The organism is Duganella sp. GW821-FHT07F09 (assembly GCF_059418705.1).
Window position 1 is genome coordinate 308,932 of record NZ_JBWKQJ010000010.1, and the last position, 25,812, is coordinate 334,743.

Sequence of the window (25,812 nt, forward strand, 5' to 3'; positions counted from 1 at the left end):
CACGATGTCCGAACCGATTCGTTTTTACTTCCGTGGCGCGGTCCAGGAGATCACCAACGCCGCGCCGACGCGCACCGTGCTTCAGCATCTGCGCGAGGACCTGCATTGCACCGGCACCAAGGAAGGCTGCGCCGAGGGTGATTGCGGCGCCTGCACGGTCGTCATCGGCAGCTTGAACGCCTGCGGCCAGCTGGAGATGAAGTCCGTGAACTCCTGCATCCAGTTCGCGCCCACCCTGGACGGCAAGGCGCTGTTCACCGTCGAGGATTTGCAGCAGGCCGACGGCGCGCTGCATCCGGTGCAGCAGGCGATGGTCGAATGTCATGGCTCGCAATGCGGCTTCTGTACGCCCGGTTTCGTCATGTCGTTGTGGGGCATGTATCTGGACAAAGACGGCCGGCCGGCGCAGCGCAAGGAGATCGACGATTGCCTTTCCGGTAACCTGTGCCGCTGCACCGGCTACCGCCCCATCATCGACGCCGCGCACCGGATGACGGAGCTGCCCAAGGTCGGCTTCGACCGCGAGGCCCTGGCGGAGCAATTGCGCGGCTTGCGGCGCGACGCGGGCGCCAGCTATACCGCCCACGGCCAGAGCTTCCACGCGCCGCGCACGCTGGAAGAACTGGTGGCGCTGCGCGGCGCGCATCCAAAGGCGACGCTGCTGGCCGGCTCCACCGACATCGGCCTGTGGGTCACCAAGCAGATGCGCGAGCTGGGCGACATCATCTACCTTGGCCACGTCACCGCGCTGCAAACCATCAGCGAAAAGGACGGCATGCTGGAGATCGGCGCCGGCGTGTCGCTCGACGACGCGTATGAAGCGCTGACGAAACGGTATCCGTCGCAGCTGAGCGAAATGCGCCAGCGCTTCGCGTCGCTCCCGATCCGCAATGCGGGTACATTGGGCGGCAACGTCGCCAACGGTTCGCCGATCGGCGATTCGATGCCGTGGATGATTGCGCTGGGCAGCGAAGTAGTGCTGCAAAGCGCATCCGGCCAACGCGTACTGCCGCTGGAGGCGTTTTACCTCGATTATCAGAAAAAGGATATGCGGGCGGACGAATTCGTCGCCGCCGTGCGCGTGCCGTTGCCGCGCGCCGGCATCGAATTCCGCACCTATAAACTGGCAAAGCGCTTCGACCAGGATATCTCCGCCGTTTGCGCCGCCTTCGCGTTCAAGCTCGATGGCGACGTCGTGGTCGACGCCCGCATCGCTTTCGGCGGCATGGCCGCAACGCCACGCCGGGCGCCACGTGCCGAGTCTTCGCTGATTGGCCTGCGCTGGAACGAGGCCAATTTGCGCGTGGCGATGGATATGCTGGCGCAGGACTTCGCGCCGCTGTCTGACATGCGCGCTTCCAGCTCCTACCGCATGCAGACCGCGCAAAACCTGCTGCGCCGCTTCTGGTTCGAAACGCGCGCCGATGCACCGCTCGCGGCCGATGCCGTCAACGCCTTCGCTTGCCGCGCCTGAAAGGAGCCACCATGAACCATCCAGCCGCTCCTGTTTCCTTGAACGACGCCAAGGCCGCCGCCGCCGAGGCGTGGAAAGCCGTCGGCGTCGCCCGCCCGCATGAATCGGCCGAGCTGCACGTGCTTGGCCAGGCCACCTATACCGACGACATCCCCGAGCTGCAAGGCACTTTGCACGCCGCGCTGGGCCTGTCCTCGAAGGCGCACGCGCGCATCACCGCGCTCGATCTGGCGCCGGTGCGCGCCTCGGCCGGTGTGGTGGCGGTGTACACCGCCGGCGATATCGTCGGCACCAATGACTGCGGCCCGATCATCCACGACGATCCGATTTTCTGCGTGGAGGAGGTGATGTACGTCGGCCAGCCGATCTTCGTCGTCGTCGCCGACACGCACGACAACGCCCGCCGCGCCGCGCGCCGCGCCGTCGTCGATTACGACGAGCTGCCCGCCATCTTCACGCCGCAGGAGGCCAAGGCCGCGCAATCGTACGTACTGCCGCCGATGCAGCTCAAGCGCGGACAATTCCAGAGCGCGTTCGACACGGCGCCGCGCGTGGTGAAGGGACAGTTGTTCGTTGGCGGCCAGGAGCAGTTTTACCTGGAGGGCCAGATCGCCTACGCGATCCCGAAGGAGGACAACGGCATGCTGGTGCAGTGCTCGACCCAGCACCCGAGCGAAATGCAGCACGTTGTCGCCCACGCCATTGGCGTGCATTCGCACAAGGTGCAGGTCGAGTGCCGCCGCATGGGCGGTGGCTTCGGCGGCAAGGAGTCGCAATCGGCGCTGTGGGCCGCCGCCGCCGGCATCGCCGCCGCCAAGCTGCGGCGGCCGGTCAAGCTGCGCGCCGACCGCGACGACGACATGCTCGTCACCGGCAAGCGCCATTGCTTCTTCTACGAATATGAAGTCGGCTACGACGACAACGGCAAGATCCTCGCCGCCAAAGTGGATATGACCCTGCGCGCCGGCTATTCCGCCGACCTGTCGGGCCCCGTGGCCACGCGCGCCGTGTGCCACTTCGACAATACCTATTATCTGTCCGACGTCGACATCCGCGCCGCCTGCGGCAAGACCAACACGCAATCGAACACCGCCTTCCGTGGTTTCGGCGGTCCGCAGGGCGCCATCGCCATCGAATACGTGATCGACGAAATCGCCCGCAACCTTGGCCGCGACGCGCTCGATATCCGCCGCCTGAACTTCTACGGCAAGACCGAGCGCAATGTCACGCCTTACGGCCAGGAGATCGTCGACAACGTCATCGAGGCCTTGACGTCGGAGCTGGAGCAAACCAGCGAGTACCGCGCCCGCCGCAAGGCCATCGACGCCTGGAACGCCGGCAGCCCGGTGCTGAAGAAGGGCTTGGCGTTCACGCCGCTCAAGTTCGGCATCGCCTTCAACGTCACCCACTTGAACCAGGCCGGCGCGCTGGTCCACGTGTACGTCGACGGCTCTGTGCTGGTCAATCATGGCGGCACCGAGATGGGGCAGGGCATCAACACCAAGGTGATGCAGGTGGTGGCGCATGAACTTGGGCTGGATATGGAGCATGTGCGCGCGACGGCGACCGACACCAGCAAGGTGTCGAACACATCGGCGACGGCGGCATCGACCGGCGCGGATTTGAACGGCAAGGCGGCGCAGGACGCCGCGCGCCAGATCCGCGAGCGCCTGGCCGCCTACGCGGTCAAATTATATGGCGACGAGGACGGCCGGCCGGTGCGCTTCTTCGACAACGCCGTCCACGTCAACGGCCACGCCGTACCGTTCCCGGAGCTGGTGCAGAAGGCGTATCTGGCGCGGGTGCAGCTGTGGTCCGACGGTTTCTACGCCACCCCCGGCCTGCACTGGGACCCGAAGACGATGAACGGCCATCCGTTCTCGTACTACGCCTACGGCGCCGCCGTATCCGAGGTGGTGGTCGATACGCTGACCGGCGAATGGAAGCTGCTGCGCGCGGATGCGCTGTACGACGCCGGCCGCTCGCTCAATCCGGCCATCGATATCGGCCAGGTGGAGGGTGCCTTCATCCAGGGCATGGGCTGGCTGACCACGGAACAGTTGTGGTGGAACCCCGCCGGCAAGCTGATGACGCACGCGCCGTCGACGTACAAGATTCCCGGTGTGTCGGACTGCCCGGAGGATTTTCGCATCAAGCTGTATGACAACGGCAATGTGGAGGACAGCATCCACCGCTCCAAGGCGGTCGGCGAACCGCCGCTGCTGCTGCCGTTCTCGGTGTTCTTCGCGATCCGCGATGCGATTTCCAGCGTCGGCGGCCATCGCGTCAACCCGCCGCTGAACGCGCCCGCGACCAGCGAAGAGATACTGCGCGCGGTGTCCGCAGTGGAAATGGCGGCCTAAGTGAACGAGTGGCTGACAGCGCGGATCACGCAACCGGCGGTGCTGGTGACGGTGGCCATCGTCGAAGGCTCCGGTCCGCGCGAGCCGGGCGCAAAGATGCTGGTGACGGCGGGAGGCCAGGTCGATACCATCGGCGGCGGGCATCTGGAGATGTGCGCGGTCGAGACGGCGCGCGCGATGCTGGCCGGCGCCGGAGCGGCGCGGCTGGAACGGTACGCGCTCGGGCCGACCTTGGGACAATGCTGCGGTGGCGTGGTTCATCTTGCGTTCGAGCGGGTCGATGTTTCGCTGCGGTCCGTGCTGGAAAGTTTGATCGCGCGTCGCCGCGAGGATAGCTGGCGTTTGAGCGCCATCGACGGCCAGTCCGCTGCGCTGCTGTTGGATGCGGATGGCATGACGGTCGCGGGGGAGGGCGAAGGCGCGCCAATGGTTGACCGCAAGCGCGGTACCCATGTGTTGAAAGACGCTGTCGGCCGCCGCTGGCTCGTAGACCCATGTCTCGCTCCGCGCGAGCATTTGCTGTTGTTCGGCGCGGGCCATGTCGGCGCGGCCATTGTCCGCATGCTGGGCGAGCTGCCGTGTACCGTCACTTGGGTCGACGAGCGGGAGGACATGTTCCCATCGACGATACCGGCCAACGTCACGGTCGAAGCGACCGACATGCCGGAGGCGCTGGTCGCCGGTGCGCCGGCCGATGCCAGCTACCTGGTCATGACCCACAGCCACGCACTGGACCAGCGCTTGAGCGAAGCGATATTGGCCCGCGCGGATGTCGGCTGGTTCGGCCTGATAGGCTCCAAGACCAAGCGCGTGCAGTTCGAACGCAGGATGGCCGCGCGCGGCCTGCCGAAAGACCGCATCGACGCCATGGTCTGCCCGATTGGACTGGCCGGCATCACCAATAAGCTGCCCGCCGCCATCGCCGCCTCCGTATGCGCCCAACTGTTGATGGTCTGGGAGGCGCAGCAGAGCGCAGCCCTCAACGAATCAACGCCGATGCGTGTGGCGTCATGTTGATCCGACGGCCACCAAATCATGATCCGACGTTAATCCACGTAGGGCGGATTAGCGAAGCGTAATCGGCTATGCATGCGCCGCCGACGGCTCACCGATGGCCGATTACGGCGTTCCGCCTAATCTGCCCTACGTGGATCCACGAAATTTTTGAAAGAACTTATGTCCACCCCAAACCTGCAAGCCTACCGAGGCAGCTTGCTTCACTTTCTCGCCGATCCGGCCTTCAGCGACCAGTCCCACGACTGGCACGAAGACGGGCTGCTGATCGTCGCCGCCGGCAAAGTCCAGGCGGCGGGCGACTACGCCTCGCTGCACGCCACGCTCCCGCCGGGAACGGAAGTGCACGATTACAGCGGCAAGCTGCTGATGCCCGGCTTTATCGACACGCACGTCCACTACCCGCAAACCGACATGATCGCCTCGCCGGCGGAAGGCCTGCTGCCCTGGCTGGAGACGTACACCTTCCCGGTCGAGAGCAAATTCGGCGACCCCGCGCACGCCGCCGGCGTCGCCGACTTCTTCCTCGACGAGCTACTGCGTTGCGGCACCACCACCGCGATGGTCTATTGCAGCGTGCATCCGCAATCGGTCGACGCTTTCTTCACCGCCAGCGAGCAGCGCGGCCTGCGCATGGTCGCCGGCAAGGTGATGATGGACCGGAACTGCCCCGACTACCTGCGCGACACCGCCGAATCGAGCGCCCGCGACACCGAGGCGCTGATCAAGCGCTGGCACAACAACGGCCGCTCGCTGTACGCCATCACGCCGCGCTTCGCGCCCACCTCCACCGAGGAACAACTGCACCTGGCCGGCGAACTGGCGCGCGCCTATCCGGACACCTTCATCCAGACCCACGTATCGGAGAACGAAGCCGAATGCGCGTGGGTGCGCGAGCTGTTCCCCAAGTCGCGCAGCTACATCGATGTCTACGACAGCTACGGCATGATGCGTCCGCGCGCGATGTATGGCCACTGTATCTGGCTCGATGAGCGCGACCGTGCACGCATGGCCGAAACCCGGTCCGCCGCCGCCATCTGCCCGACCTCCAACCTGTTCCTCGGCAGCGGCTTGTTCGACTTCGAACAGGCCGACCGGGCGGGCGTGCTGCTGTCGCTGGCGACGGATGTCGGCGGCGGCACCTCGTTCTCGATGTTGCAAACCATGAATGAAGCCTATAAAGTAGCGCGCTTGGGCGGCAGTTATCTGCCGGCTTTGCGGATGTTCTACCTGGCCACGCTGGGCGCGGCGCGCAGCATGCAGCTTGAAGGCACGGTCGGCAATTTCAGCGCCGGCGCGGAGGCGGACTTCATCGTCGTCGACCCGCAGGCCACGCCGCTGCTGCAGCGGCGCACCGACCGCGTCGAAAGCCTGGAGGAACTGCTGTTCGCGCTGGCGTTGCTGGGCGACGACCGCGCCATCGCGGCGACATATTCCGCCGGCCGCAAAGTGCACGCCCGCGCCTCGACTTGACTATATTCACATTGGAAGCCACATGCAAAAAAATATCGCCAGCCTGAAGGCAGTCGCCCTTGCCGCCGCCGTGTTCTGCGCCACGCCGCAAGGCGCGCACGCGGCCAGCAACGAGGACATCGTCAAGACCCATTTCGCCTCGCTGGTCTCAAGCAAAGAGCCGAAACTGGCCGAGCTGACGATGTTCTTCACGATGATGCCCAAGGGCGGCGATCTGCACCACCATTATTCCGGCTCGATCTACGCCGAGCAGTATCTGGAGTGGGTGGACAAAGAGGGCTACTGCGTCAACAAGAACAGCTTCATGATCGACACGGCCAAGGACACCGTCGCCAGCGAGCGCGCCAAGCCGCTGGCCGAGCGCGCGTGCCTGTCCGGCCAGGACGTCCTGCAGAACAACACGGTGCTGGCCAACCTGCTGCAAAAATGGTCGGACAAGGACTTCCACAACCATGGCGCGGTGCAGTCGCCGCCGGACCGCCAGTTCTTCGACACCTTCGCTTATTTCAATCCGGTGGCGTCGACCAATGCCGCCGAAGGCCTGAAGACGCTCAAGCAGCGCGCCATCCAGGAGAACCTGAGCTACATCGAGACCATTTACGAGATCGCGCCGATCGCCCAGGACCAGGCCTTCGACGAGAAAGCCATCGCCGGCGGCGTGACCGACGCCGATCTGGCCGCCTACAGCGCCAAGCTGGAGGACGACAAGGCCTTCCAGGGCTGGATCGCCGCCTACCTGGAAAACGTCAAGACCTCCGGCGCCGGCATCGACGACGCCGACTTCACGATGCGCTACCAGCCGTTCGCGCTGCGCTTCCTGTCGCCGTCGCAGGTGTTCTCGCAGATGGTGTCGAGCTTCAAACTGGCGTCATCCAGCCCGATGATCGTCGGCGTGAACATCGTCGGCCAGGAAAGCGTCCATGTGGCGATGCGCGACTACGCGATGCACATGCAGATGTTCAAATTCCTGAAGACGAAATATCCGAAGGTGAAACTGGCGCTGCACGCCGGCGAGCTGGCGCTGGGCATGGTGCAGCCGGAAGGCCTGACCTTCCACATCCGCGACGCCATCGACGTCGCCGGCGCCAGCCGCATCGGCCATGGCATGGACATCGCCCACGAGACCGATCCACTGGGCATCATGAAAAAAATGCGTGATCGGCAGATTCCGGTCGAGGTCAATCTCTCCAGTAACGACTTTATTTTGGGTGTGAAGGGCGCCGCGCACCCGGTCACCTTGTACCGCAAATACGGCGTACCGTTCGTGCTGTCGACAGACGATGCGGGTGTCTCGCGTAACAACCTGTCCGGCGAATTCGTGCTGTACGCCGCCCGTTATCAGCCGACTTACGCGGAAGTCAAAAAACTGTCATATGACAGCATTCGTTATTCTTTCCTGGCCGAGGCCGACAAGCAGCGGCTGTTGAAGGGATTAGACGGCAAGTTCAGCAAGTTTGAGGCTGAAATTGCTGCGTCGCAAAGCAAGGCGGCACGCTAAGCGGGCTGGCGCCACCGGCGAAAAGCTGGCTCAACAGCAGGGTGGTGTGGTGCGCAACCCACACCATTCTGTTGTTTGTTACAAAATATCCTTCCGCACAGCAGCATCCGACTGTTGTCATAAATTCCTCTCTGTGGCATGCGTCGCGACGTTTTTTTCACGCTTGTGGCCGCGATGCGACATAAGCGTCGCCAGTGGTGTCGCTTTTTGCATTTATACCAATGAAAAGATTTCACGTGAGAATGGCTGATTTATAATTCCGCCTTATTACTCGTGGTAGTTGCCGTCGCCTGTTAATTTAGCCTTATTTATATATTTTTCATCTGAATTCTTAAAATAAATCGTATTTGTCATGCTTTTTTCGATCCTGCATAGTTGGATGAAATGATCCAAAAAAGCAAGATTATTGCTTTCTCACAGTTCAGTAGATAAGTGGCAAACCAGGCGGAAGCGTCACCTACGGACGTCACAGCCCTGACATATTAAGCCGTTACACTCACCCGCTGCCGTTGGCACGCCGGGATTTGGGCGGCTCGACCAGTTGCAGCAAACGTAAAGAGGAATCCGGCCATCCGCAGGATTTCCACATAACTATTAGTCTTTTTTGGGGTTATACAATGATCAATCATAAACGGCTCAAGCTGACGCAAATAGCGCTCAGCCTGTCTATCGCGCTAGCGGCGGCACCGGCCTTTGCACAGAACACGACGTCGGCCATCGGCGGCCGTGTCTCGGTGGCTGACGGCAAGCCTGCGGCGGGTGCCGTAGTGTCCATTCTCCACACCGAATCGGGTTCCGTCACCAACGTGGTGACCGACGCCGAGGGCCGTTATGTGCAGCGTGGCTTGCGTACCGGTGGGCCGTACACGATTACCATCACCAAAGATGGTGTGACGGAAACGCGCAAGGATGTCTTCATCCAGCTGGCTGAAACCGCCAGCGTCGACGCCACCCTGGGCGCGCCGGCCATGCAGACCGTGACGATCGCCGGCACCGCCGCGCGTTCCGACAAGTTCAACAAGTCGAACATGGGCGCCGGCACCAGCATCAGCGCGACCGAACTGGCCATCCAGGGTTCGATCAACCGCAACCTGCAGGATTACGCCCGTGCCGATCCGCGCGTGTCGCAGACCGATAAAGAGCGCGGCGAAATGTCCGTGGCCGGTCAGAACTCGCGCTACAACTCGCTGACCATCGACGGCGTGTCCGTCAACGACACCTTCGGCCTGGAAGCGAGCGGTTCCCCGACCGCCAAGCAGCCGATCTCGATCGACGCCATCCAGTCGGTGCAAATCAACGTCGCCAACTACGACGTGACCCAGAAGGGCTACACCGGCGGCAACATCAACGCCGTCACCAAGTCCGGTACCAATACCGTCAAGGGCAGCGTCTACTACGTGTTCCGTAACGACAAGATGGCTGGTGACCGCTTCAACGCGACCAACGACACCTATGCCGCGCCGGCTCCGTTCAAGGAAACCACCAAGGGCGGCACCATCGGCCTGCCGCTGATCCAGGACAAGCTGTTCCTGTTCGCCGGCTGGGAAAAGCTGGAGTCGACGCGCGCAGCGCCGGCCTTCGGCCCGCTGGGCAGCTCTGTCACCAACGTCGGCATCACGCCGTCGGCCATCGCCTCGGCGCAGTCGATCGCGCAGAGCGCCTATGGCGTCGACATCGGCAACAGCAATGTGCCGTCGGGCGCCGCGCTGGATGTCACCGACAAGCTGGTCAAGTTCGACTGGAACATCACCGACAACCACCGCGCCATGTTCCGTTATTCGAAGACGGACCAGACCGAGCCTATCTTCAGCGGCCTGTCGGCCACCGGCCTGTCGCTCAATAGCGAATGGTACCAGCAGGGCAAGACCATCGAAACCAAGGTCGCCCAGGTGCTGTCGGACTGGACGCCTACCTTCTCGACCGAGTTCAAGTTGTCCTCGCGCGACTATGATTCCGTGCCGAAGCTGAACACGCAGCTGCCGTTGATCGGCCTGCAATTCTCGGGCGCGCTGCCACCGGGCACGCCGTCGACCGTCTCGTCGGCCAACCGTACGCTGTTCTTCGGTACTGACAACAGCCGTCAGCGTAACGTCCTGGGCACCAAGACCATCGACGCCTACGCCGGCGCCAACTGGTCGCTGGGCGACCATGAGATCAAGTTCGGCAGCGATTACAGCCGCAACAAGATCTACAACGCGTTCCTGCAAAACGTCTGGGGCAACTATACCTTCGGTTGCATCACCAACGTTGCCTACCAGTTCAACAACAACGCCAACTTCAACTGCGGCACCGGTAGCAACGCCCAGATCGAATCCGCCGTGCTGGAGAACTTCCGTCGTGGCCGTCCAAGCAGCTATAGCGTGCAGGTCGCCAATCCGGGCCTGACCCTGGACGACGCCGTGTCGCAATTCACGATGAAGAACTACGGTGCCTTCATCCAGGACACCTGGGCTGTCAGCTCGAACCTGAACGTGAGCTTCGGGGTGCGCGTCGACGCCACCGATGTCGCCGAGCGTCCGCTGCGCAACGACCGCGTGGCGCAAGCGGCTATCGCCGGCAACCCAGCCACCAACACCCGTGCCACCGGCGGTTTCGGTATGGACAATACCAACACCTTCGACGGCCAGAAGTTGTTCCAGCCGCGCGCCGGTTTCAACTACAAGCTCGACACTGCCCGCCAGACGCAAATCCGCGGCGGCGCCGGCCTGTTCCAAGGCTCCGCCTTGACGGTATGGCTGTCGAATCCGTTCTCCAACACCGGCGTGCAGACCCGCACCGTTGGTTGCGGTATCGCCGGCTACGCGGCGTGCCCGAGCACCGACGGCTTGTTCCGCACCGACATCAACAACCAGGTGACAAGCTTCACCGGCTCGGTTCCCGCCGCCAACGTCGATATCCTGGCGCCCGGCCTGAAGCAGCCTTCGGTGTGGAAAGCGAACATCGCCGTTGAAACCGAACTGCCATGGTACGGCCTGGTGCTGAGCGCCGAGTTCCTGAAGACCAAGACCAATGACGCGATCTACTACCAGAACGCCAACCTGGGCGTGGCTACCCGCACTGGTACCGACGGCCGCGCGCTGTACTACAGCGCGCAGGGTTACAATCAGTCCTGCTGGTCGCCAACCGGTGCCGCGATCACCAACGGCACTTGCGCAGGTTTCGTCTCCAAGGCATTGAGCAACTCGTCGTTCAACAACGTGCTGGTCGCCACCAAGACCGACCAGGGCTACAGCAATGTCGCCACCGTCTCGCTGACCCGTCCGATGATGAACGGCTGGAGCTGGTCGGCCGCGTATAGCTACACCTCGGCCAAGGAAGTATCGCCGCTGACGTCGTCGACCTCGTCGTCGAACTACTCGAGCCGCGCCACGTTCAATCCGAACGAGGAAGTCAACGCCAACTCGACCTACCTGGTGAAAGACCGTATCAGCGCGCTGCTCAACTTCCGCAAGCGCTTGTTCGGCAGCTACAACACCACCTTCGGCGTGTTCTACGAAGGTCGTTCGGGCAAACCATACAGCTGGACCGTCAACAACGACTTGAACGGTGACGGCTTGGCCGGCAACGACCTGATGTTCATCCCTTCGGCGCCGGGTTCGGGCCAAGTGGTGTTCTATGGCGACACGGCCACCAACCATGCCAACGAAGACAAGTTCTGGAGCGTCGTCAATTCGAACGGCGTGCTGCGCAATTCGAAAGGCCGCGTCGTCGATCGTAACAGCGACTTCGCACCATGGACCAACAGCTTCGACCTGCGCATCTCGCAGGAGATTCCGGGCTTCTTCAAAAACAAGGCGACGTTCTCGCTGGACATCTTCAACGTCGGCAACTTGCTGAACCGTAAATGGGGCCGTATCAATGAAGTCGGCTTCCAAGGCAACGGCGGCGTGGCGCGCAGCTTCGTCGACTACCAGGGTCTGGATTCGTCCGGCAAGTACGTGTACCGCGTGCGCGACGTCGAAAGCGTCGATGTCCGTCAAGTCAAGGGCGAGTCGCAGTGGGCGATTCAGGCAACGGCCCGTTACGAATTCTAAGTTCGTAGCAAGTCTCTGAAGCAAAAACGGCTGGTGGCGACATCAGCCGTTTTTTTATTCCAGGATGGTTTGTAACGTATTATTTTCGCCGGGGCAGGCGGCGTTCTTCAGCCGGCTTGGGCTGTACAATATTTGATTATTTTCGAGTTGATCCGTAATGACTAAACGATTGAGTTCCGTCGCCGCCGCCGTGCTGGCGGGCGCTCTGGCGGCCTTGTCCAGCGGCTGCGCTTTTGGGCCGCGGTTGCCGCCTGGCGTCGTCGAGGTTCAACTGGTCACGTTGAACGACTTCCACGGCAACCTCGAGCCGAGCAAGTACGTGTGGGACAGCGTGCACGATCAGGAAGCGCGCACGGTGATGGCCGGTGGTATCGATACGCTGGGCGCGGCGTTGCAGGCCTGGCGCAAGCGGGACCCGGAACTGCTGCTGGTGGGCGCCGGCGATTTGATCGGCGCCAGCCCGGCCATCTCGTCGATGTGGGCCGACGAGCCGACCATGGCCGCGATGGATTTGTTGGGACTGCGCGCGAGCACCGTCGGCAATCACGAATTCGACGCCGGCCGCGTCGAGCTGCTGCGCCAGCAGAAGGGCGGCTGCAAATCGCCACGCGCCGACAAGGCCTGCAAGTTCGACCCGGACTACGCCGGCGCGACATTCAGCTATCTGGCGGCCAACGTGATCGACATGGCGACCCGCAAGCCTATCCTTCCGGCCTACAAGATCGAGACCGCGCATGGGGTCAAGGTGGCCTTCATCGGCACCGTGCTGCGCGAGACGGCCGAAACCTCGCTCGCTTCCGGCATTGCCGGCCTTGAGTTCATCGACGAGGCGGTCGCGATCAACCGTCAGCTGCCGGAACTGCGCAAGCAGGGCGTGGGCGTATTCGTCGTGCTGCTGCACCAGGGCGGCACCACCGTCGAAAAGTTCGACCAGCAGGATTGCAGTCAGTTGACAGGCGCGGTGGTCGATGTCGTCAAACGACTCGATCCGGCGATCCGCGTGGTGGTCAGCGGCCATTCGCACAAAGGCTACCTGTGCCGGGTGGACGGCCGCCTGGTGACGCAGTCCGATTCGGCGGGCCACGTGATGGCGCGCATCAAGCTGAGGGTCGATACCGGCACCAACACGCTGCGCGATGTCAGCGCCACGCAGGAGGTGATGGTGCCGGGTACCTGGCCGGCCGCTTCCGCGCTCGATGACTATTTGAAGAAGGCGCGCGAGCGCAGCGCGGCGCAACTGGCGCGTCCAGTGGCTGCGCTGGCCGTGCGCAGCGTGGCGCGCGGCCTCGATGACAACGGCGAGTCGCCTTTGGGCGATCTGGTGGCCGATTCGGTGCTGGCGGCGGGACGTCCGTTCGGCGTGCAGATCGCTTTCATGAACGACGGCGGCATCCGCAGCGATCTGGAAACCGGCGCGGGTCAGCGCGTCACCGTCGGCCAGGCGCAGGCGGTGCTGCCGTTCGGGAACAAGCTGGTGGCGATGAACCTGAAAGGGTGGCAGATCTACGAGCTGCTGGAGCAGCAGTGGATCGGCGGGCGCGACTCGTGGCGCGGGCTGCTGCAGGTGTCCGACGGCTTCACCTATCAGTGGGATGCGAAGCGCGGCGAGGGTAGCAAGGTGGTGGCGGACAGCGTGATGCTGAACGGCCTGCCGTTGCAGAGGGAGTCGTCCTATCGTGTGATGGTGAATAACTTCCTGGCCGAAGGCGGCGATGCTTTTCCGATGTTCGCCAATGGCGCCAACCGCGCCGAATCGGGCATCCTCGCTGTCGATGCGTTGACCGCCCACCTGGTCAAGCGCGAAGAAACGGGCAAGCCAGCCGGCAAGGCCGAAACGCAGCAGCGCATCAGGCGCCTGCGGTAGTCAAGACTAAATATATTCATTGGAGTAGCCGCTATGCGTCGTATTTTACTTTCCGTTGTCGTGCCGGCGTTGCTGGCATCCGCCGCACCGGCCCGCGCCGAGTTTTCCATTCCCGGCTTTGAACTGGTGCAGACGGCGCCTGTCGAAACGTCGCTGCGCAGCGACGACCTGCGCGATCCCGCGACGGTGTGGAGCGAGATGTTCGACAACGCCAAAACCGAGATCGTGATAGCCCAGTTCTACGCGGTCAACAAGCCGGGCAGCCTGTTCGACAAGGTCGTCGAGCGCCTGGCGGCGGCCGGCAAGCGTGGTGTCAAGATCCGCTTCCTGCTTGAACAGAAAGGCCTTGGGCTGTCGGAGAAGCCGACCCTGGACCAACTGCGGGCGATACCGAACCTGGAACTTCGCGTACTCGATTTCAGCAAGTTGACCGGCAACGGCATCATCCACGCCAAGTACATGGTGGTCGATGGCACCATCGCCTTTATCGGTAGCCAGAACTTCGACTGGCGCGCCTTCGAGCATATCCACGAGACGGGACTGCGCATCACCGATCCCAAGCTCGCCGGCCAGGTGCTGGCGGTGTTCAACCAGGACTGGCGCGCGCAGGCGCTGACGGAGCAGGGCGCGGCGGTACCGGCGCTCAACGCCATCACCGCAGCGCCCAACTACCGCCAGGAGACCTTCCTGCTGGCCAGTCCGAACCGCTACAACCCGGCCGGCATCGGTGATTCCGAATCCGGGCTGCCGGCGCTGCTGGCCGACGCCAAAAGCGAAGTGCGCGTCCAGTTGCTGGACTACGCGCCCCTCAGTTATGGGCCGAAAGGCACGCGCCCTTACTACGCCGTGATCGACAACGCGGTGCGCGCCGCCGCCAATCGCGGCGTCAAGATCAAGCTGATGGTGTCCAACTGGAATATGGAACAGCCGGCGCAAGCCTATCTTAAGAGCCTGGCGATGCTGCCGAACGTGGAAATCCGCGTGGTGACGATACCGGTGGCCTCGGGCGGATTCATTCCGTTCGCGCGCGTCATCCACAGCAAGACCATGGTGATCGACAATCAGATCGCGTGGGTCGGCACCAGCAACTGGGCTGGCGGCTATATGGATGTTTCGCGTAATATGGAAGTGGTGATGCGTAACGAGAAAATGGCGCAGCGCCTGGCCGCGACGCAGGAACAGATCTGGAGCTCGCAGTATGCGCAGGCGCTCGACATCAACAAGCAGTACCCGAAACCTGTCAAAGGCAAAGCGGAATGAAGAAGCTATTGGTGGCAGCGGCGATGTGCGGCGCCTTCGCCTCCGCGTTTGTCTCCTCCGACGCGCAGGCGTGGGGCAACGACGGCCACCGCGCGGTTGGCGCCATCGCCGATCAGCTGATCAAGGGCAGCAACGCCGAGAAGCGCGTGCAGGCCTTGCTGCTGCCCGGCGAAAGCCTGGAGAAGATCGCCATCTGGGCCGACTGCCTCAAAGGGACTTTTTGCGGTCCGCAGACAGCGGAGATGGAGGCCTACGTGGCGGCCAATCCCCGGCACACCGAGTTCCACTACACCAATGTGCCGTTCCAGCTGAAGGAGTATCACGACCACGCGGTCGGCACCGCCGACGACGACATCGTGCAGACGCTCAAGCAGTGCATCGCCACTTTGCAGGGCAAGGGCGACAAGACCAGCAATCCGCGCAACTTCACGCCGCGCCAAGCATTGCTGATCCTGGCACACCTGACGGGCGATATCTCGCAGCCGCTGCACGTGGGCGAGGCGTATGTCGGCAAGGACGGCGGTTTCGTCGTGCCGGCGGGACAGAAGCAGATCGACGTCGGCGAGGCGTTCGCCACGCTAGGCGGCAACAACCTGCTGCTCGATGACGTCAAACTGAGTGCGAGCAGTGAACGCCTGATTCCGCCGCCGGCCGCCGAAAACGTCGAGCCGCCCGGGCCGCCGCGCGCGCCGAGGGCCACGCGTCCGCTGCATTCGTATTGGGATGGCACGGTGGTGAACTACGCCTTCCGCCGCATCGACGCGCGCTCGCCGCGGCAGTTCGCGGAAGCGGTCATCGCGGCCAATCCAGCGGTGGCGGCCGACAGTGGCGATCCGTTAGGTTGGCCTTATCGGTGGGCCGAACAGGCTTTGTCGGTGTCCAAGCGCGCTTATGACGGCGTGGTCCCGGGCACGGCGTCCAAGCAGACCAGCAAGAGCACCGGAGCGGTCTACTACACCTGGCCGGTGTCGGTGCCCGCCGACTATCCGGTGCCGACGTCGGCCGACGCCAGCACGCAGCTGACCCGGGGCGGCTATCGTTTGGCCGCCGTGCTCAAAGCCATCTGGCCCTGAACCGTCAACCGGCCAGCACCACCTCGATGCCCATATTGCGGTAGGGCGCCAGCAGTGCTTCCGGCACGCCGGCGTTGACGATGATCGCGCCCACGCTTTGCATCGGCGCGATCTGGAACGGTGAGGCGGTGTCCAGTTTTTCCGGCGACGCCAGCACCACCGTCTTTTGCGCCGCCGCCGCGATCGCGCGTTTGACGCCGGCTTCGTCGTAGTCGCCGGTGCTGATGCCTTGCTCGGGGTGCAGGCTGCAAACACCCATGAAGTAGATGTCGGTGCGGATCTGCGCGATGGCGTCCAGCGCGGCCGGCCCCATGGTGACGATCGAATGCTTGAACAGGCGGCCGCCGATGATGATCACCTCGATCAGCGGATGCTCCGTCAACTCGACCGCGATACTGGGACTGTGTGTGACGACGGTGCATTTCAAGTCGTGCGGCAAGTGGCGCGCCAGCTGGACCGCCGTCGTGCCGCCGTCGATGAATACCACTTGCCCTGCCCGGATCATCGCGGCCGCCGCGCGCGCGATGGCCGGCTTGGCATCGCTCGATATCTGCTGGCGCTCTGCGAAGTTGCCCATCGCCGGCGATGCGGGTAGCGCCGCCAACGGCAGCGCGCCGCCGTGCACCCGCTGCAGCAAGCCTTCTCCGGCCAGCTCGCGCAGATCGCGCCGTATCGTATCCTCCGACAATCCCAACTCCTCGCTAAGCGATTTGGCGACGATCTGTCCGTCCTGTTTGAGGCGGGACAGCAGCAGTTCCTTGCGTTGACGTGTTAGCATGATTTGCACGAATTATCTTGATATTGCACGATAATGCATGATATCGTAAAAATACGCAATCAGAGAAAGGAAGGCCGCCATGCCTGAAGACCGCATCCGCATCCACAAAGTCGAAACCCTGTCCGACGATTGGTTCGTGCTGAAGAAGACCACGTTCGACTATCGCCGCAGTGACGGCACGTGGCAGCGCCAGTCGCGCGAAACCTATGATCGTGGCCACGGGGCGACGATCCTGCTGTACAACCGCGAGCGGCGCACCGTGGTGCTGGTGCGGCAGTTTCGCTTTCCGGCGTATGTCGAAGGGCATCCGGGCTTCTTGATCGAGGCGCCGGCCGGGCTGCTGGACCAGGCTACGCCGGAAGTGCGCATCAAGGCCGAGGTGGAGGAGGAGACGGGGTATCGCATCGGCGAAGTGCACAAGGTGTTCGAAGCCTTCATGAGTCCCGGCTCCGTCACGGAGCGGCTGCACTTCTTCGTCGCGGAGTACGATCCGGCTTCGCGTCCGGGCGCCGGCGGCGGCGTGGCGGAAGAGGGCGAGGACATCGAAGTGCTGGAGCTGACCATGGAGCAGGCGATGGCGATGATGGCCTCCGGCGAAATCGCCGACGGAAAAACCATCATGCTGCTGCAATACGCCGCGCTGCATCTGTTGCGCTAAATTTTGATCGAGGCCACTGGATGCGTCGCGTCGGCGCATGCATGGCCGATTACGGCGTTCCGCCTAATCCGCCCTACGTGGAACATCGGTATTTTGACAGCGCGCGCATAATAGCGGTATGAACAAGATCTATCTGGCGATTCTGTCGGCCTGCATTTGCTCCGGCCATGCCGGCGCGGCCGGCTACGTCGGCAACGCCAAGGCCGGCCAGGCGGCGTTCCGCAAGTGCGCTTCGTGCCATCAGGTCGGCCGCTACGCGCAAGCCGGCTACGGCCCCCAACTGAACGGCATCATCGGCCGCAAAGCCGCGGCCACGCCCGACTTCAAGTATTCCGAGGCGATGAAGAAATCGGGGATAGTCTGGACCGAGCAAAAGCTGGCCGCCTACATGCGCGCGCCGCACGATGTGGTGCCGGGGACGAGCATGCGTTTCTGGGGTATCAGCGACGACCAGCAGATCGCCGATCTGCTGGTGTATATGCGGGAGTTCCGCTAGAGGGGCGTGCGTTTAGCGCGATTTGACGAACGGGACGCCGAGCGATTTCGGCGCCACCGACTTGGCCATCAAACCGGCCAGCACGATCACGGTCAGCACGTACGGCACCATCTGGATCATCGCTCCCGGCAGGCGGCCGATGCCCGGCAGTTCCACGCCTTCGATCTGAATTTGCACCGCGCCGAAGAAGCCGAACATCAGGCATCCCAGGAAGGTGTACAGCGGACGCCAGTTACCGAACACCATGGCGGTCAGCGCCAGGTAGCCGGCGCCGGCCGACATGTCGCGCAGGAAGAAGCCGCTCTGCACGATCGACAGGTAGGCGCCCGCGAACGAGCAAAGGAAACCGGCGATCAGCATCGCCATGTAACGCTGGCGCTCGACGCTGACGCCGGCCGCGTCGGCCGCGTGCGGATTCTCGCCGCAGGCGCGCAGGCGCAGGCCGAAGCGGCTGTGATAAACGATCCAGTGCACCAGCGGCACCAGGGCGAAGGCCATGTACACCAGCACCGAATGGCCGCCGATCAGATGCGCGTACACCCAGCCGATGACCGGAATGCCCTCGACCGCCGCCGTCCCCGGCAACACCACGTCGAACAGGCGCGCCGATCCCAGGTCCGGCGTGCGGCCGCCCTGCTGGAAGATGTACTGCGCCACGACGAAGGTCAGGCCGCTCATGGCGATGTTGATGGCGATGCCGGCCACCAGCTGGTTGCCCTTCTGGGTGATGGCGATGTAGGCCTGCAGGCTGGCCAGCAGCATCGACACCACGATGCCGGCCATCACGCCGTACCAAGGGTTCTGCGTGGTGAAGGCGACGGCCGCCGAGACGAAGGCCGACGCCAGGATCTTGCCTTCGAGGCCGATGTCGATCACGCCCGAGCGCTCGGCGAACAGGCCGGCCATGCCGGCGAAAATCAACACCGGCGCGTTGCGCACGGTCGATACCAGGATACTGCCGATATGGAGGTCGTCGAAAGTCATAGTGTCCTCACTTCTTCAGTTTGAGCAGTTTGGCGATCGCCGGCGCGTACAGGTTTTCCATCGCGCCGCAGAACAGGATGATCAGTCCCTGCACCAGGATCACCGTCTCCGGCGGGATGTTCTGTTTTTCCAGCGACAGGTCGAAGCCGCCCTGGGTCAATGCGCCGAACAGCACCGCCGACAGGAAGATGCCGACCGGATGCTGGCGGCCCATCAGCGCGATGGCGATGCCGATGAAGCCGGCGCCGCCGACGAAGTTGAGCGACAGGTAGTGGGTCGAGCCCATGATGGAGTTGACCGAACCGAGACCGGCCAGCGCGCCCGAGATCAGCATGACGATGATGATCATCTTGCTGATGCGGATGCCCGCGTAGTGGGCGGCGTGTTTATTGAGGCCCGTGGCGCGCAGCTTGAAGCCCCACGAGGAGCGCGACACCACCACGCCGTAAATCACCAGCGCGATGATCGCCAGGAAGAAGCTGATGTTGAGCGGCGTCTCGCCCAGCACCGGGAACCACTGGTTCAGGCGCGGCATTTCGGCGGCGGCCGCGAAGGAGCGGCTGGCAGGATTCTGCTCGCCCGGCGGCACCAGTTTGACGATCACGGTGTTCATCAGCGCGGCGGCGATGTAGTTGAACATGATGGTGGTGACCACCACGTGGCTGCCGCGCTTCGCCTGCAGATAGCCGGGCACGAAGGCCCACAGCGCGCCGAACAGCGCCGCGCCGATCATGCCGACCGGGATCAGGAAAAGGGCCGGCAGCGAGCTGTCGAAGGTAAGCATGGCCAGCGTCAGGCCAAGGCCGGCGAAGTACATCTGGCCTTCGGCGCCGATATTGAACAGGCCTGCCTCCATGGCGATCGACACGGCCAGGCCGGTGAAGATGAAGGTCGATGCGTAGAACAGCGTGTAGCTCAAGCCCTCCGGGTTGACGACGGCGCTGTTGATCAGGATCGCCAGCGATTCGGTCGGACTCTCGCCCAGCAGGTGGATCACCAGCGCGGTCACCAGCAGTGCCGACAGCAGGTTCAGTAAGGGCAGGGCAAACGCGGTCGCCCAGCGTGGCAGGTCTTTGTTCATGATTTGTGCATTCCGCCCATCAGCAAGCCGATACGGGTCGTGTCGAATTCTTCAATTTTCAGTTCGCCGGTGATGCGGCCGCCGCACATGACGAGGATGCGGTCGGCCAGCGCGCGCACCTCCTCCAGCTCGACCGACACCAGCAGGATCGCCACGCCGGAGTCGCGCAGGGCCAGCAGCTGTTTGTGGATGCTCTCGATGGTGCCGATGTCGACGCCGCGCGTGGGCTGGCCGACCAGCATCAGCTTGGGCTGCGCCAGCACTTCGCGCGCGATCACCACTTTCTGCTGGTTGCCGCCGGAGAGCAGGCCGATACGCAGGTCGTGGTTATCGGGGCGCACGTCGAAGCTTTTCATCAGCGCGTCGCAGCGCGCCGCGATAGCCTTGAAGTTGAGCAGGCCCCATTTGTTTTTCAGCTTGTCCTGGTAGCCGAGGATGGTGTTGTGCATAACCGAGAAGGCCTTGACGACGCCGTCGCGCAGGCGGTCCTCCGGCACGTGGGCGATGCCCAGTTCGCGGAAGGTGCGCGGCAGGCCGTCGGCGTCGGAGCGGCCGCTAAAGGGCAGGTCCTTGCCGAGGAATTCGAGCTTGCCGGAGGTCGGCAGGCGCATGCCCGACAGGATTTCCATCAATTCGCTCTGGCCGTTGCCGGAGACGCCGGCAATCGCCACGATCTCGCCGGCGCGCAAGGTGAAGCCGATGTCGGCCAGCAGCTTGACCTGCTGGTCATCGCTTAGCTGCAGGTTCTCGACGCGCAGCACCGGCGCGCCCGGATTGTACGGCGCGCGCGGCAGGTTGTTCTCGATCGGCCGGCCGACCATCATGTTGGCCAAGGCTTCCTTGGTGGTGCCGGCGGTCGGCACGGCGCCGATCACGCGGCCGCCGCGCATCACGGTGACGGTGTCGGTGATGTCGAGGATTTCTTGCAGCTTGTGGGTGATCAGAATGATGGTTTTGCCCTGTTCCTTGAACAGGCGCAGGATCTCGAACAGCGACGCGGTCTCCTGCGCCGTCAGCACGGCGGTGGGTTCGTCGAGGATCAGGATGTTGGCGCTGCGGTAGATTTGCTTGAGGATCTCGACGCGCTGCTGCGCACCCACCGACAGGTCGTGGATGGTGGCCAGCGGATCGACGTCGAGCTGGTAGCGCGCGCAAATCTCGCGCAACTTCGCCTCGACGGCGGCGCGCTTGGATTGAAGCTTGAAACCGCCCTCGCTGCCCAGCATGACGTTGTCGAGCACCGTCATGTTCTCGACCAGCATGAAGTGCTGGTGCACCATGCCGATGCCGAGGGCGATCGCCTCCTGGCTGTTGTGGATGCGGCGCGCCTGGCCGTCGAGCAGAATCTCCCCGCCGTCGGCGCGGTAGTAGCCGTACAGGATACTCATCAGGGTCGATTTGCCGGCGCCGTTCTCGCCTACCAGGCCGTGGATCGATCCCTTGGCGATGGCGAAGCTGACGTCCGTGTTCGCCTTGACGGCTCCGAAATGCTTGGAGATGCCGCGAAATTCTACTGCTGGCTGCATAGGGTCGTTTTCGGTTCGGTTGAAGAAGACGGTAAAGCGTAAAACGTTAAACGCGCCGCACGGGGGACAACCCCGGCGGCGCGCTCAATGTTCAAACCGCGTCAGACGGGGCAGGCCGCGCCCGAACGGATATCGAAGACCTTGACCTTGCCGTCGATGATGTCCTTGCGCGCGCCCAGCACGCGCTTCTCGATCTCCGGCGTGATCAGCTTGCGGTTGTTGGCGTCCAGCGCCCAATCGACACCGCCTTCCTTGATGCCCTTGGCGCTGACGCCGGCCTTCCAGGTGCCGGCCTTGACCTGCATGAACGAGTCGTAGACGGCGTTGTCGACGCGCTTGACCATCGAGGTCAGGATGGCACCCGGATACAGGTGGTTCTGGTTGGAGTCGACGCCGATGGCCAGCTTGCCTTTTTCCTTGGCCGTCTGCAGCGTGCCCAGGCCCGAACCGCCGGCCACCGCGAACACCACATCGACGCCGCGGTCGAACTGCGAACGGGCCAGCTCACCGCCCTTGGCAGGATTGTTCCACGAGTCGGCGGTGGTGCCGACCATGTTGGAGGTGACGTCGACCTTTTTGTCGACCGATTTCGCGCCCTGCGTGTAGCCGCAGGCGAAGGTGCGGATCAGCGGGATGTCGACGCCGCCGATGAAGCCGAGTTTTTTGGATTTGGACGCCATCGCGGCGGCCACGCCGACCAGGTACGACCCTTCTTCTTCCTTGAAGGTGATCGAGTTGATGTTGGCGCCTTGCGCCACGCCGTCGATCAGCACGAAACGCACTTTCGGGAATTCCTTGGCGACCTTCTGCACGGCCGACTGCTGGGCGAAGCCGATCGAGGCGATCAGGTCCATGTTCTTGCGCGCCAGGCCGCGCAGCACTTGTTCGGCCTGGGTGTCGCTGGAGGCTTGCACCTCGGTGAAATTGATATTGGTTTCCTTCTTGAAGCGCGAGGCGCCTTCAAAAGCGGACTGGTTGAACGATTTGTCGAACTTGCCGCCCGCGTCATACACGATGGCCAATTTTGGATCCGCCGCGGACGCGCTGGCCGCGATACAAATGGCTGCAACCGTCAAACTAAGTTGTGAAAGTTTCATGAATAGGCTCCTGGAAGATCGATATTGTATATTTTTATTGGACGAAACATATAATCCGGCGCCGTTTTATGGCGGCAAACCCCTGATTTTTAGAGCTTTACCTCTTACCGGGCCGGCGTTGCCCGCCATGGCTCGGCGAAAGCTTGTTTAAATGGCAGCGGTTGTCAACCCGCCGTCGCCTCGCGCCGCCGGCGCTTCCCGGCCGCCCATGTCGCACTGCCGCAACAGTCGCAGCCAAATTAAATATTTTTATATTGTTGCTTTTTGTCCTATTGGAAAAACTTCCTGCCGTTCGGATAAGTCGCGTGCCACCGGCCTGGCGAACCCGTCCGGTGATCGCCCGTCATTCGCAAAGCAGCTTCCTTGGTGCAAGCTAAACGCCTTTTCGCTCTCAGGCGGCTATTTTTTAGGCAGTCCACTACTATGCATCAGCCTGGATATGTACGACAAATTCGATTTTATTTAGTCATTTATATAAAATTGATATGAATCGAACCATGGAAAAAGTGGGTTTATGTCATTTTTTTCCATGCTACGATAATTGGGATAACAACAAATACCATCCAAACTTATACAACCGGGAGCAGCATTTATGAGCAAGAACAGTAGTGGTTTCGCAGTGCGATCGTTGATCGCCCTGGCCGTGGCGAGCGCCTTCCCGCTGCACGCGGCCCTGGCCACCGAAGCGGGCGCGAACGCCCAGCCGGCAGCCGCTGAGGGACAAGACGCTGCGGCTGCGACCCCCGAGCCGACCACCAAGGGCCAGCTGGAAACCGTGATCGTGACCGCGCAGCGCCGCGCCGAAAACATCAAGGACGTGCCGATGTCGATCGCCACCATCAAAGGCGACAAGCTCGACGTGCTGACCTCGGGCGCCGGCGACATCCGCGTGCTGTCGGGCCGCTCGCCGTCGGTCGCCATCGAATCCGACTACGGCCGCACTTTCCCGCGCTTCTATATCCGTGGCCTGGGCAACACCGACTTCGACCTGAACGCCTCGCAGCCGGTCGGCCTGGTGATGGACGATATCGTCATGGAAAACGCCATGCTCAAGGGCTTCCCGGTGTTCGACGTGGACCAGATCGAAGTGCTGCGCGGGCCGCAGGGCACGCTGTTCGGCCGTAACTCGCCGGCCGGCGTGATCAAGTTCGACTCCGCCAAGCCGGTGTTCAAACAGGAAGGTTATCTGCAGCTGGGCATCGGCAATTACTCGGCCAAGACGGTCGAGGGCATGTTCAACATGCCGGTCAGCGACACCGTGGCCCTGCGCTTCTCCGGCACCAGCCAGCACCGCGACAACCGCGTGACCAACACCAACCCGACCGCCGGCAAGGGCACCCAGGAATTCGAAGGCTACGGCGACCAGGCGTTCCGCCTGCAGGCGCTGGTGCAACCGAACAAGGACCTGAGCGCGCTGTTCAACGTCCACGCGCGCAACTACCACGGCAGCGCCACGCTGTTCCGCGCCAACATCATCAAGAAGGGCACCAACGAGCTGGTCGACGGCTTCGACTACGGTTCGTACCCGACCGACGGCGTCAACAACCAGGACCTGGAAACCAAGGGCGGCAGCATGCGCCTGAAGTACAACGTTGGCGACCTCACGCTGCACTCGATCACCGGCTACGAAAAGCTCAAGTTCTATAGCCGCGCCGACGTCGACGGCGGCTACGGCGCCGTGTTCGCGCCGCCTTCGGGCCCGGGCTTCATTCCGTTCCCGGTCGAAACGGCCGACGTGCTGCCCAACCACCGCCAGTTCTCGCAGGAGTTCCGCGCCGAGTCGAACTACAAGGGCCCGTTGCAGTGGATCGGCGGCCTGTTCTTTTTCAACGAGAAGATCCAGATCGACAGCATCAGCTTCAACAGCTTCGCGCCGGGCAATCCGCAGAACGCCGCCTACGCGGTGCAGTTCCAGGATTCGAAATCGTGGGCCGCTTTCGGCTCGCTGAACTACACCGTGTCCGACAAGTTCAAAGTACGCGGCGGCGTGCGCTACACCAACGACAAGAAGGAATTCTCGGCCTCGCGCGTGGAGCCGCCGGCGGTTTCCGGCCCGTTCAACATCGACAGCACCTCGCACAACGTGAGCTGGGATCTGAGCGGCACCTATGAACTGACCAAGGCGACCAACCTGTTCGCCCGCGTCGCCACCGGCTACCGCGCGCCGTCGATGCAGGGCCGCCTGAACGGCCTGGGCGACCGTCCATCGTTCGCCGGCGCCGAAAAAGCGCTGTCGTACGAAGCCGGCATCAAGCAGGACCTGTTCGACAAGCGCGCGCGCCTGAGCGCCAGCGTGTTCCAGTACCGCGTCAAGGACCGCCAGCTGACGGCGGGCAGCGGCTCGGTCAACATGAATCAGCTGATCAACGCCGACAAGGTGACCGGCCAGGGCGTCGAAGTGGACTTCCAGGCCAACCTGAGCGACGAGTTCAGCATGACCCTGGGCGGCAGCTACAACGACACCGAGATCAAGGACCCGAACCTGTACGTCCAGTACTGCGGCAACGTGCTGAACAATCCGACCGGCGCCAGCGGCTGCACGCCGACCAACGCGGCCGGACCGTTCGCCGGCACCTCGCGCATCGACGGCAATCCGCTGCCGCGCGCGCCGAAGACGCAGGTGAACTTCACGCTCAAGTACAGCACCCCGATCGGCGACGGCGAGTTCTACGCGTTGACCGACTGGGCCTTCCGCAGCAGCTACAACTTCTTCCTGTACCAGGCGCCTGAATACAAGGCCAAGAAGCTGACCGAGGGCGGCGTGCGCGCCGGCTACAAGTGGGGCAACGGCAAGTACGAAGTGGCGGCTTTCGGCCGCAACATCACCGACCGGCAAGTCATCGTCGGCGCGATCGACTTCGACAACCTGACCGGCATGCTGAACGAGCCGCGCACCTGGGGCGGCACCTTCAAAGTCAACTTCTAAATCGAAGCCATGACAGAATCCCCGCGCATCGCAAGGTGCGCGGGGATTTTTACATCCGCGGTCATGTCCACCATTTCTACACGGGCCGGACCGTAGGGTGATGGCGGGCCGCTTTACAGTCCCGCTCGTGTAGCATTGGTGGACCTGACCCTGAGCCTTCCCCTCAAATTTTAAATGTCGGGATCAACGATCTCAGCTCATCAAGAGCGATGG

The 25,812-nt window shown here is 63.0% G+C and carries 17 protein-coding genes; 12 read left to right on the top strand and 5 right to left on the bottom strand.

All coding sequences use genetic code 11. From position 1 onward, the window contains the following. Positions 1–4: 4 nt before the first annotated feature. From xdhA to AC07P1_RS25665, 9 genes are all read left to right on the top strand, one after another. Positions 5–1,474 carry a xanthine dehydrogenase small subunit gene (gene xdhA / locus AC07P1_RS25625; RefSeq protein ID WP_494698481.1) on the top strand — a complete coding sequence of 490 codons (1,470 nt, stop codon included), beginning with the start codon at positions 5–7 and terminating at the stop codon, positions 1,472–1,474. A gap of 11 nt (positions 1,475–1,485) precedes the next feature. After that, a complete protein-coding gene (xdhB, locus tag AC07P1_RS25630) occupies positions 1,486–3,837 on the top strand; it encodes a xanthine dehydrogenase molybdopterin binding subunit (RefSeq protein WP_494698482.1) in 2,352 nt (783 codons plus the stop codon). Then, on the top strand, positions 3,838–4,854 hold the full coding sequence (gene xdhC / locus AC07P1_RS25635) for a xanthine dehydrogenase accessory protein XdhC (protein ID WP_494698483.1): 1,017 nt from the start codon (positions 3,838–3,840) through the stop codon (positions 4,852–4,854). It abuts the gene before it with no gap. Positions 4,855–5,013: 159 nt separating this feature from the next. Then, positions 5,014–6,324 (top strand): guanine deaminase, encoded by a 1,311-nt coding sequence (gene guaD / locus AC07P1_RS25640; RefSeq protein ID WP_494698484.1) that lies wholly within the window; start codon positions 5,014–5,016, stop codon positions 6,322–6,324. Between the two features lie 22 nt (positions 6,325–6,346). Further along, complete coding sequence (locus tag AC07P1_RS25645; protein ID WP_494698485.1) at positions 6,347–7,822, top strand: adenosine deaminase; 1,476 nt, start codon at positions 6,347–6,349, stop codon at positions 7,820–7,822. A gap of 617 nt (positions 7,823–8,439) precedes the next feature. Next, the gene (locus AC07P1_RS25650) at positions 8,440–11,856 is read left to right on the top strand and encodes a TonB-dependent receptor (protein ID WP_494698486.1); all 3,417 of its coding nucleotides are present in this window, start codon (positions 8,440–8,442) and stop codon (positions 11,854–11,856) included. A gap of 157 nt (positions 11,857–12,013) precedes the next feature. After that, on the top strand, positions 12,014–13,720 hold the full coding sequence (locus AC07P1_RS25655) for a bifunctional metallophosphatase/5'-nucleotidase (RefSeq protein ID WP_494698487.1): 1,707 nt from the start codon (positions 12,014–12,016) through the stop codon (positions 13,718–13,720). A gap of 33 nt (positions 13,721–13,753) precedes the next feature. After that, a complete protein-coding gene (locus AC07P1_RS25660; RefSeq protein WP_494698488.1) occupies positions 13,754–14,980 on the top strand; it encodes a phospholipase D-like domain-containing protein in 1,227 nt (408 codons plus the stop codon). Continuing rightward, positions 14,977–16,053, top strand: coding sequence for a S1/P1 nuclease (locus AC07P1_RS25665; RefSeq protein WP_494698489.1), 1,077 nt, complete (start codon positions 14,977–14,979; stop codon positions 16,051–16,053). Before AC07P1_RS25660 ends, AC07P1_RS25665 begins: the two co-directional genes overlap by 4 nt. A 4-nt stretch (positions 16,054–16,057) precedes the next feature. Here the strand turns inward: AC07P1_RS25665 and AC07P1_RS25670 are convergent, their stop codons facing one another. Then, on the bottom strand, positions 16,058–16,831 hold the full coding sequence (locus AC07P1_RS25670) for a DeoR/GlpR family DNA-binding transcription regulator (RefSeq protein WP_494698490.1): 774 nt from the start codon (positions 16,829–16,831) through the stop codon (positions 16,058–16,060). A 79-nt stretch (positions 16,832–16,910) separates the two neighbouring features. Here AC07P1_RS25670 and AC07P1_RS25675 point away from each other — a divergent pair, with 79 nt between their 5' ends. Together AC07P1_RS25675 and AC07P1_RS25680 are read left to right on the top strand one after the other, a co-directional pair. Then, positions 16,911–17,489, top strand: coding sequence for an NUDIX domain-containing protein (locus AC07P1_RS25675; RefSeq protein WP_315212052.1), 579 nt, complete (start codon positions 16,911–16,913; stop codon positions 17,487–17,489). A 118-nt stretch (positions 17,490–17,607) separates the two neighbouring features. Beyond that, positions 17,608–17,985 carry a c-type cytochrome gene (locus tag AC07P1_RS25680; protein WP_494698491.1) on the top strand — a complete coding sequence of 126 codons (378 nt, stop codon included), beginning with the start codon at positions 17,608–17,610 and terminating at the stop codon, positions 17,983–17,985. Between the two features lie 12 nt (positions 17,986–17,997). Here the strand turns inward: AC07P1_RS25680 and AC07P1_RS25685 are convergent, their stop codons facing one another. From AC07P1_RS25685 to AC07P1_RS25700, 4 genes are all read right to left on the bottom strand, one after another. Beyond that, positions 17,998–18,969 carry an ABC transporter permease gene (locus AC07P1_RS25685; protein ID WP_494698492.1) on the bottom strand — a complete coding sequence of 324 codons (972 nt, stop codon included), beginning with the start codon at positions 18,967–18,969 and terminating at the stop codon, positions 17,998–18,000. A 7-nt stretch (positions 18,970–18,976) separates the two neighbouring features. Beyond that, on the bottom strand, positions 18,977–20,050 hold the full coding sequence (locus tag AC07P1_RS25690) for an ABC transporter permease (RefSeq protein ID WP_494698493.1): 1,074 nt from the start codon (positions 20,048–20,050) through the stop codon (positions 18,977–18,979). Beyond that, positions 20,047–21,576, bottom strand: a complete 1,530-nt coding sequence (locus tag AC07P1_RS25695) for an ABC transporter ATP-binding protein (RefSeq protein ID WP_494698494.1) — start codon at positions 21,574–21,576, stop codon at positions 20,047–20,049. Before AC07P1_RS25695 ends, AC07P1_RS25690 begins: the two co-directional genes overlap by 4 nt. A gap of 101 nt (positions 21,577–21,677) precedes the next feature. Then, positions 21,678–22,673: a BMP family lipoprotein gene (locus AC07P1_RS25700; RefSeq protein ID WP_494698495.1), complete on the bottom strand. Its 996-nt coding sequence runs from the start codon at positions 22,671–22,673 to the stop codon at positions 21,678–21,680. Positions 22,674–23,265: 592 nt separating this feature from the next. Here AC07P1_RS25700 and AC07P1_RS25705 point away from each other — a divergent pair. Beyond that, complete coding sequence (locus tag AC07P1_RS25705) at positions 23,266–25,599, top strand: TonB-dependent receptor (RefSeq protein WP_494698496.1); 2,334 nt, start codon at positions 23,266–23,268, stop codon at positions 25,597–25,599. Positions 25,600–25,812: the final 213 nt, after the last annotated feature.

Coding starts and splice junctions, on each gene's coding strand:
- guaD (WP_494698484.1), top strand. CDS start 5,014: ATGTCCACCCCAAACCTGCAAGCCTACCGAGGCAGCTTGCTTCACTTT.
- AC07P1_RS25695 (WP_494698494.1), bottom strand. CDS start 21,576: ATGCAGCCAGCAGTAGAATTTCGCGGCATCTCCAAGCATTTCGGAGCC.
- AC07P1_RS25705 (WP_494698496.1), top strand. CDS start 23,266: ATGAGCAAGAACAGTAGTGGTTTCGCAGTGCGATCGTTGATCGCCCTG.
- AC07P1_RS25700 (WP_494698495.1), bottom strand. CDS start 22,673: ATGAAACTTTCACAACTTAGTTTGACGGTTGCAGCCATTTGTATCGCG.
- AC07P1_RS25645 (WP_494698485.1), top strand. CDS start 6,347: ATGCAAAAAAATATCGCCAGCCTGAAGGCAGTCGCCCTTGCCGCCGCC.
- AC07P1_RS25685 (WP_494698492.1), bottom strand. CDS start 18,969: ATGACTTTCGACGACCTCCATATCGGCAGTATCCTGGTATCGACCGTG.
- AC07P1_RS25665 (WP_494698489.1), top strand. CDS start 14,977: ATGAAGAAGCTATTGGTGGCAGCGGCGATGTGCGGCGCCTTCGCCTCC.
- AC07P1_RS25650 (WP_494698486.1), top strand. CDS start 8,440: ATGATCAATCATAAACGGCTCAAGCTGACGCAAATAGCGCTCAGCCTG.
- AC07P1_RS25655 (WP_494698487.1), top strand. CDS start 12,014: ATGACTAAACGATTGAGTTCCGTCGCCGCCGCCGTGCTGGCGGGCGCT.
- AC07P1_RS25660 (WP_494698488.1), top strand. CDS start 13,754: ATGCGTCGTATTTTACTTTCCGTTGTCGTGCCGGCGTTGCTGGCATCC.
- AC07P1_RS25690 (WP_494698493.1), bottom strand. CDS start 20,050: ATGAACAAAGACCTGCCACGCTGGGCGACCGCGTTTGCCCTGCCCTTA.
- xdhA (WP_494698481.1), top strand. CDS start 5: ATGTCCGAACCGATTCGTTTTTACTTCCGTGGCGCGGTCCAGGAGATC.
- AC07P1_RS25670 (WP_494698490.1), bottom strand. CDS start 16,831: ATGCTAACACGTCAACGCAAGGAACTGCTGCTGTCCCGCCTCAAACAG.
- AC07P1_RS25680 (WP_494698491.1), top strand. CDS start 17,608: ATGAACAAGATCTATCTGGCGATTCTGTCGGCCTGCATTTGCTCCGGC.
- xdhB (WP_494698482.1), top strand. CDS start 1,486: ATGAACCATCCAGCCGCTCCTGTTTCCTTGAACGACGCCAAGGCCGCC.
- AC07P1_RS25675 (WP_315212052.1), top strand. CDS start 16,911: ATGCCTGAAGACCGCATCCGCATCCACAAAGTCGAAACCCTGTCCGAC.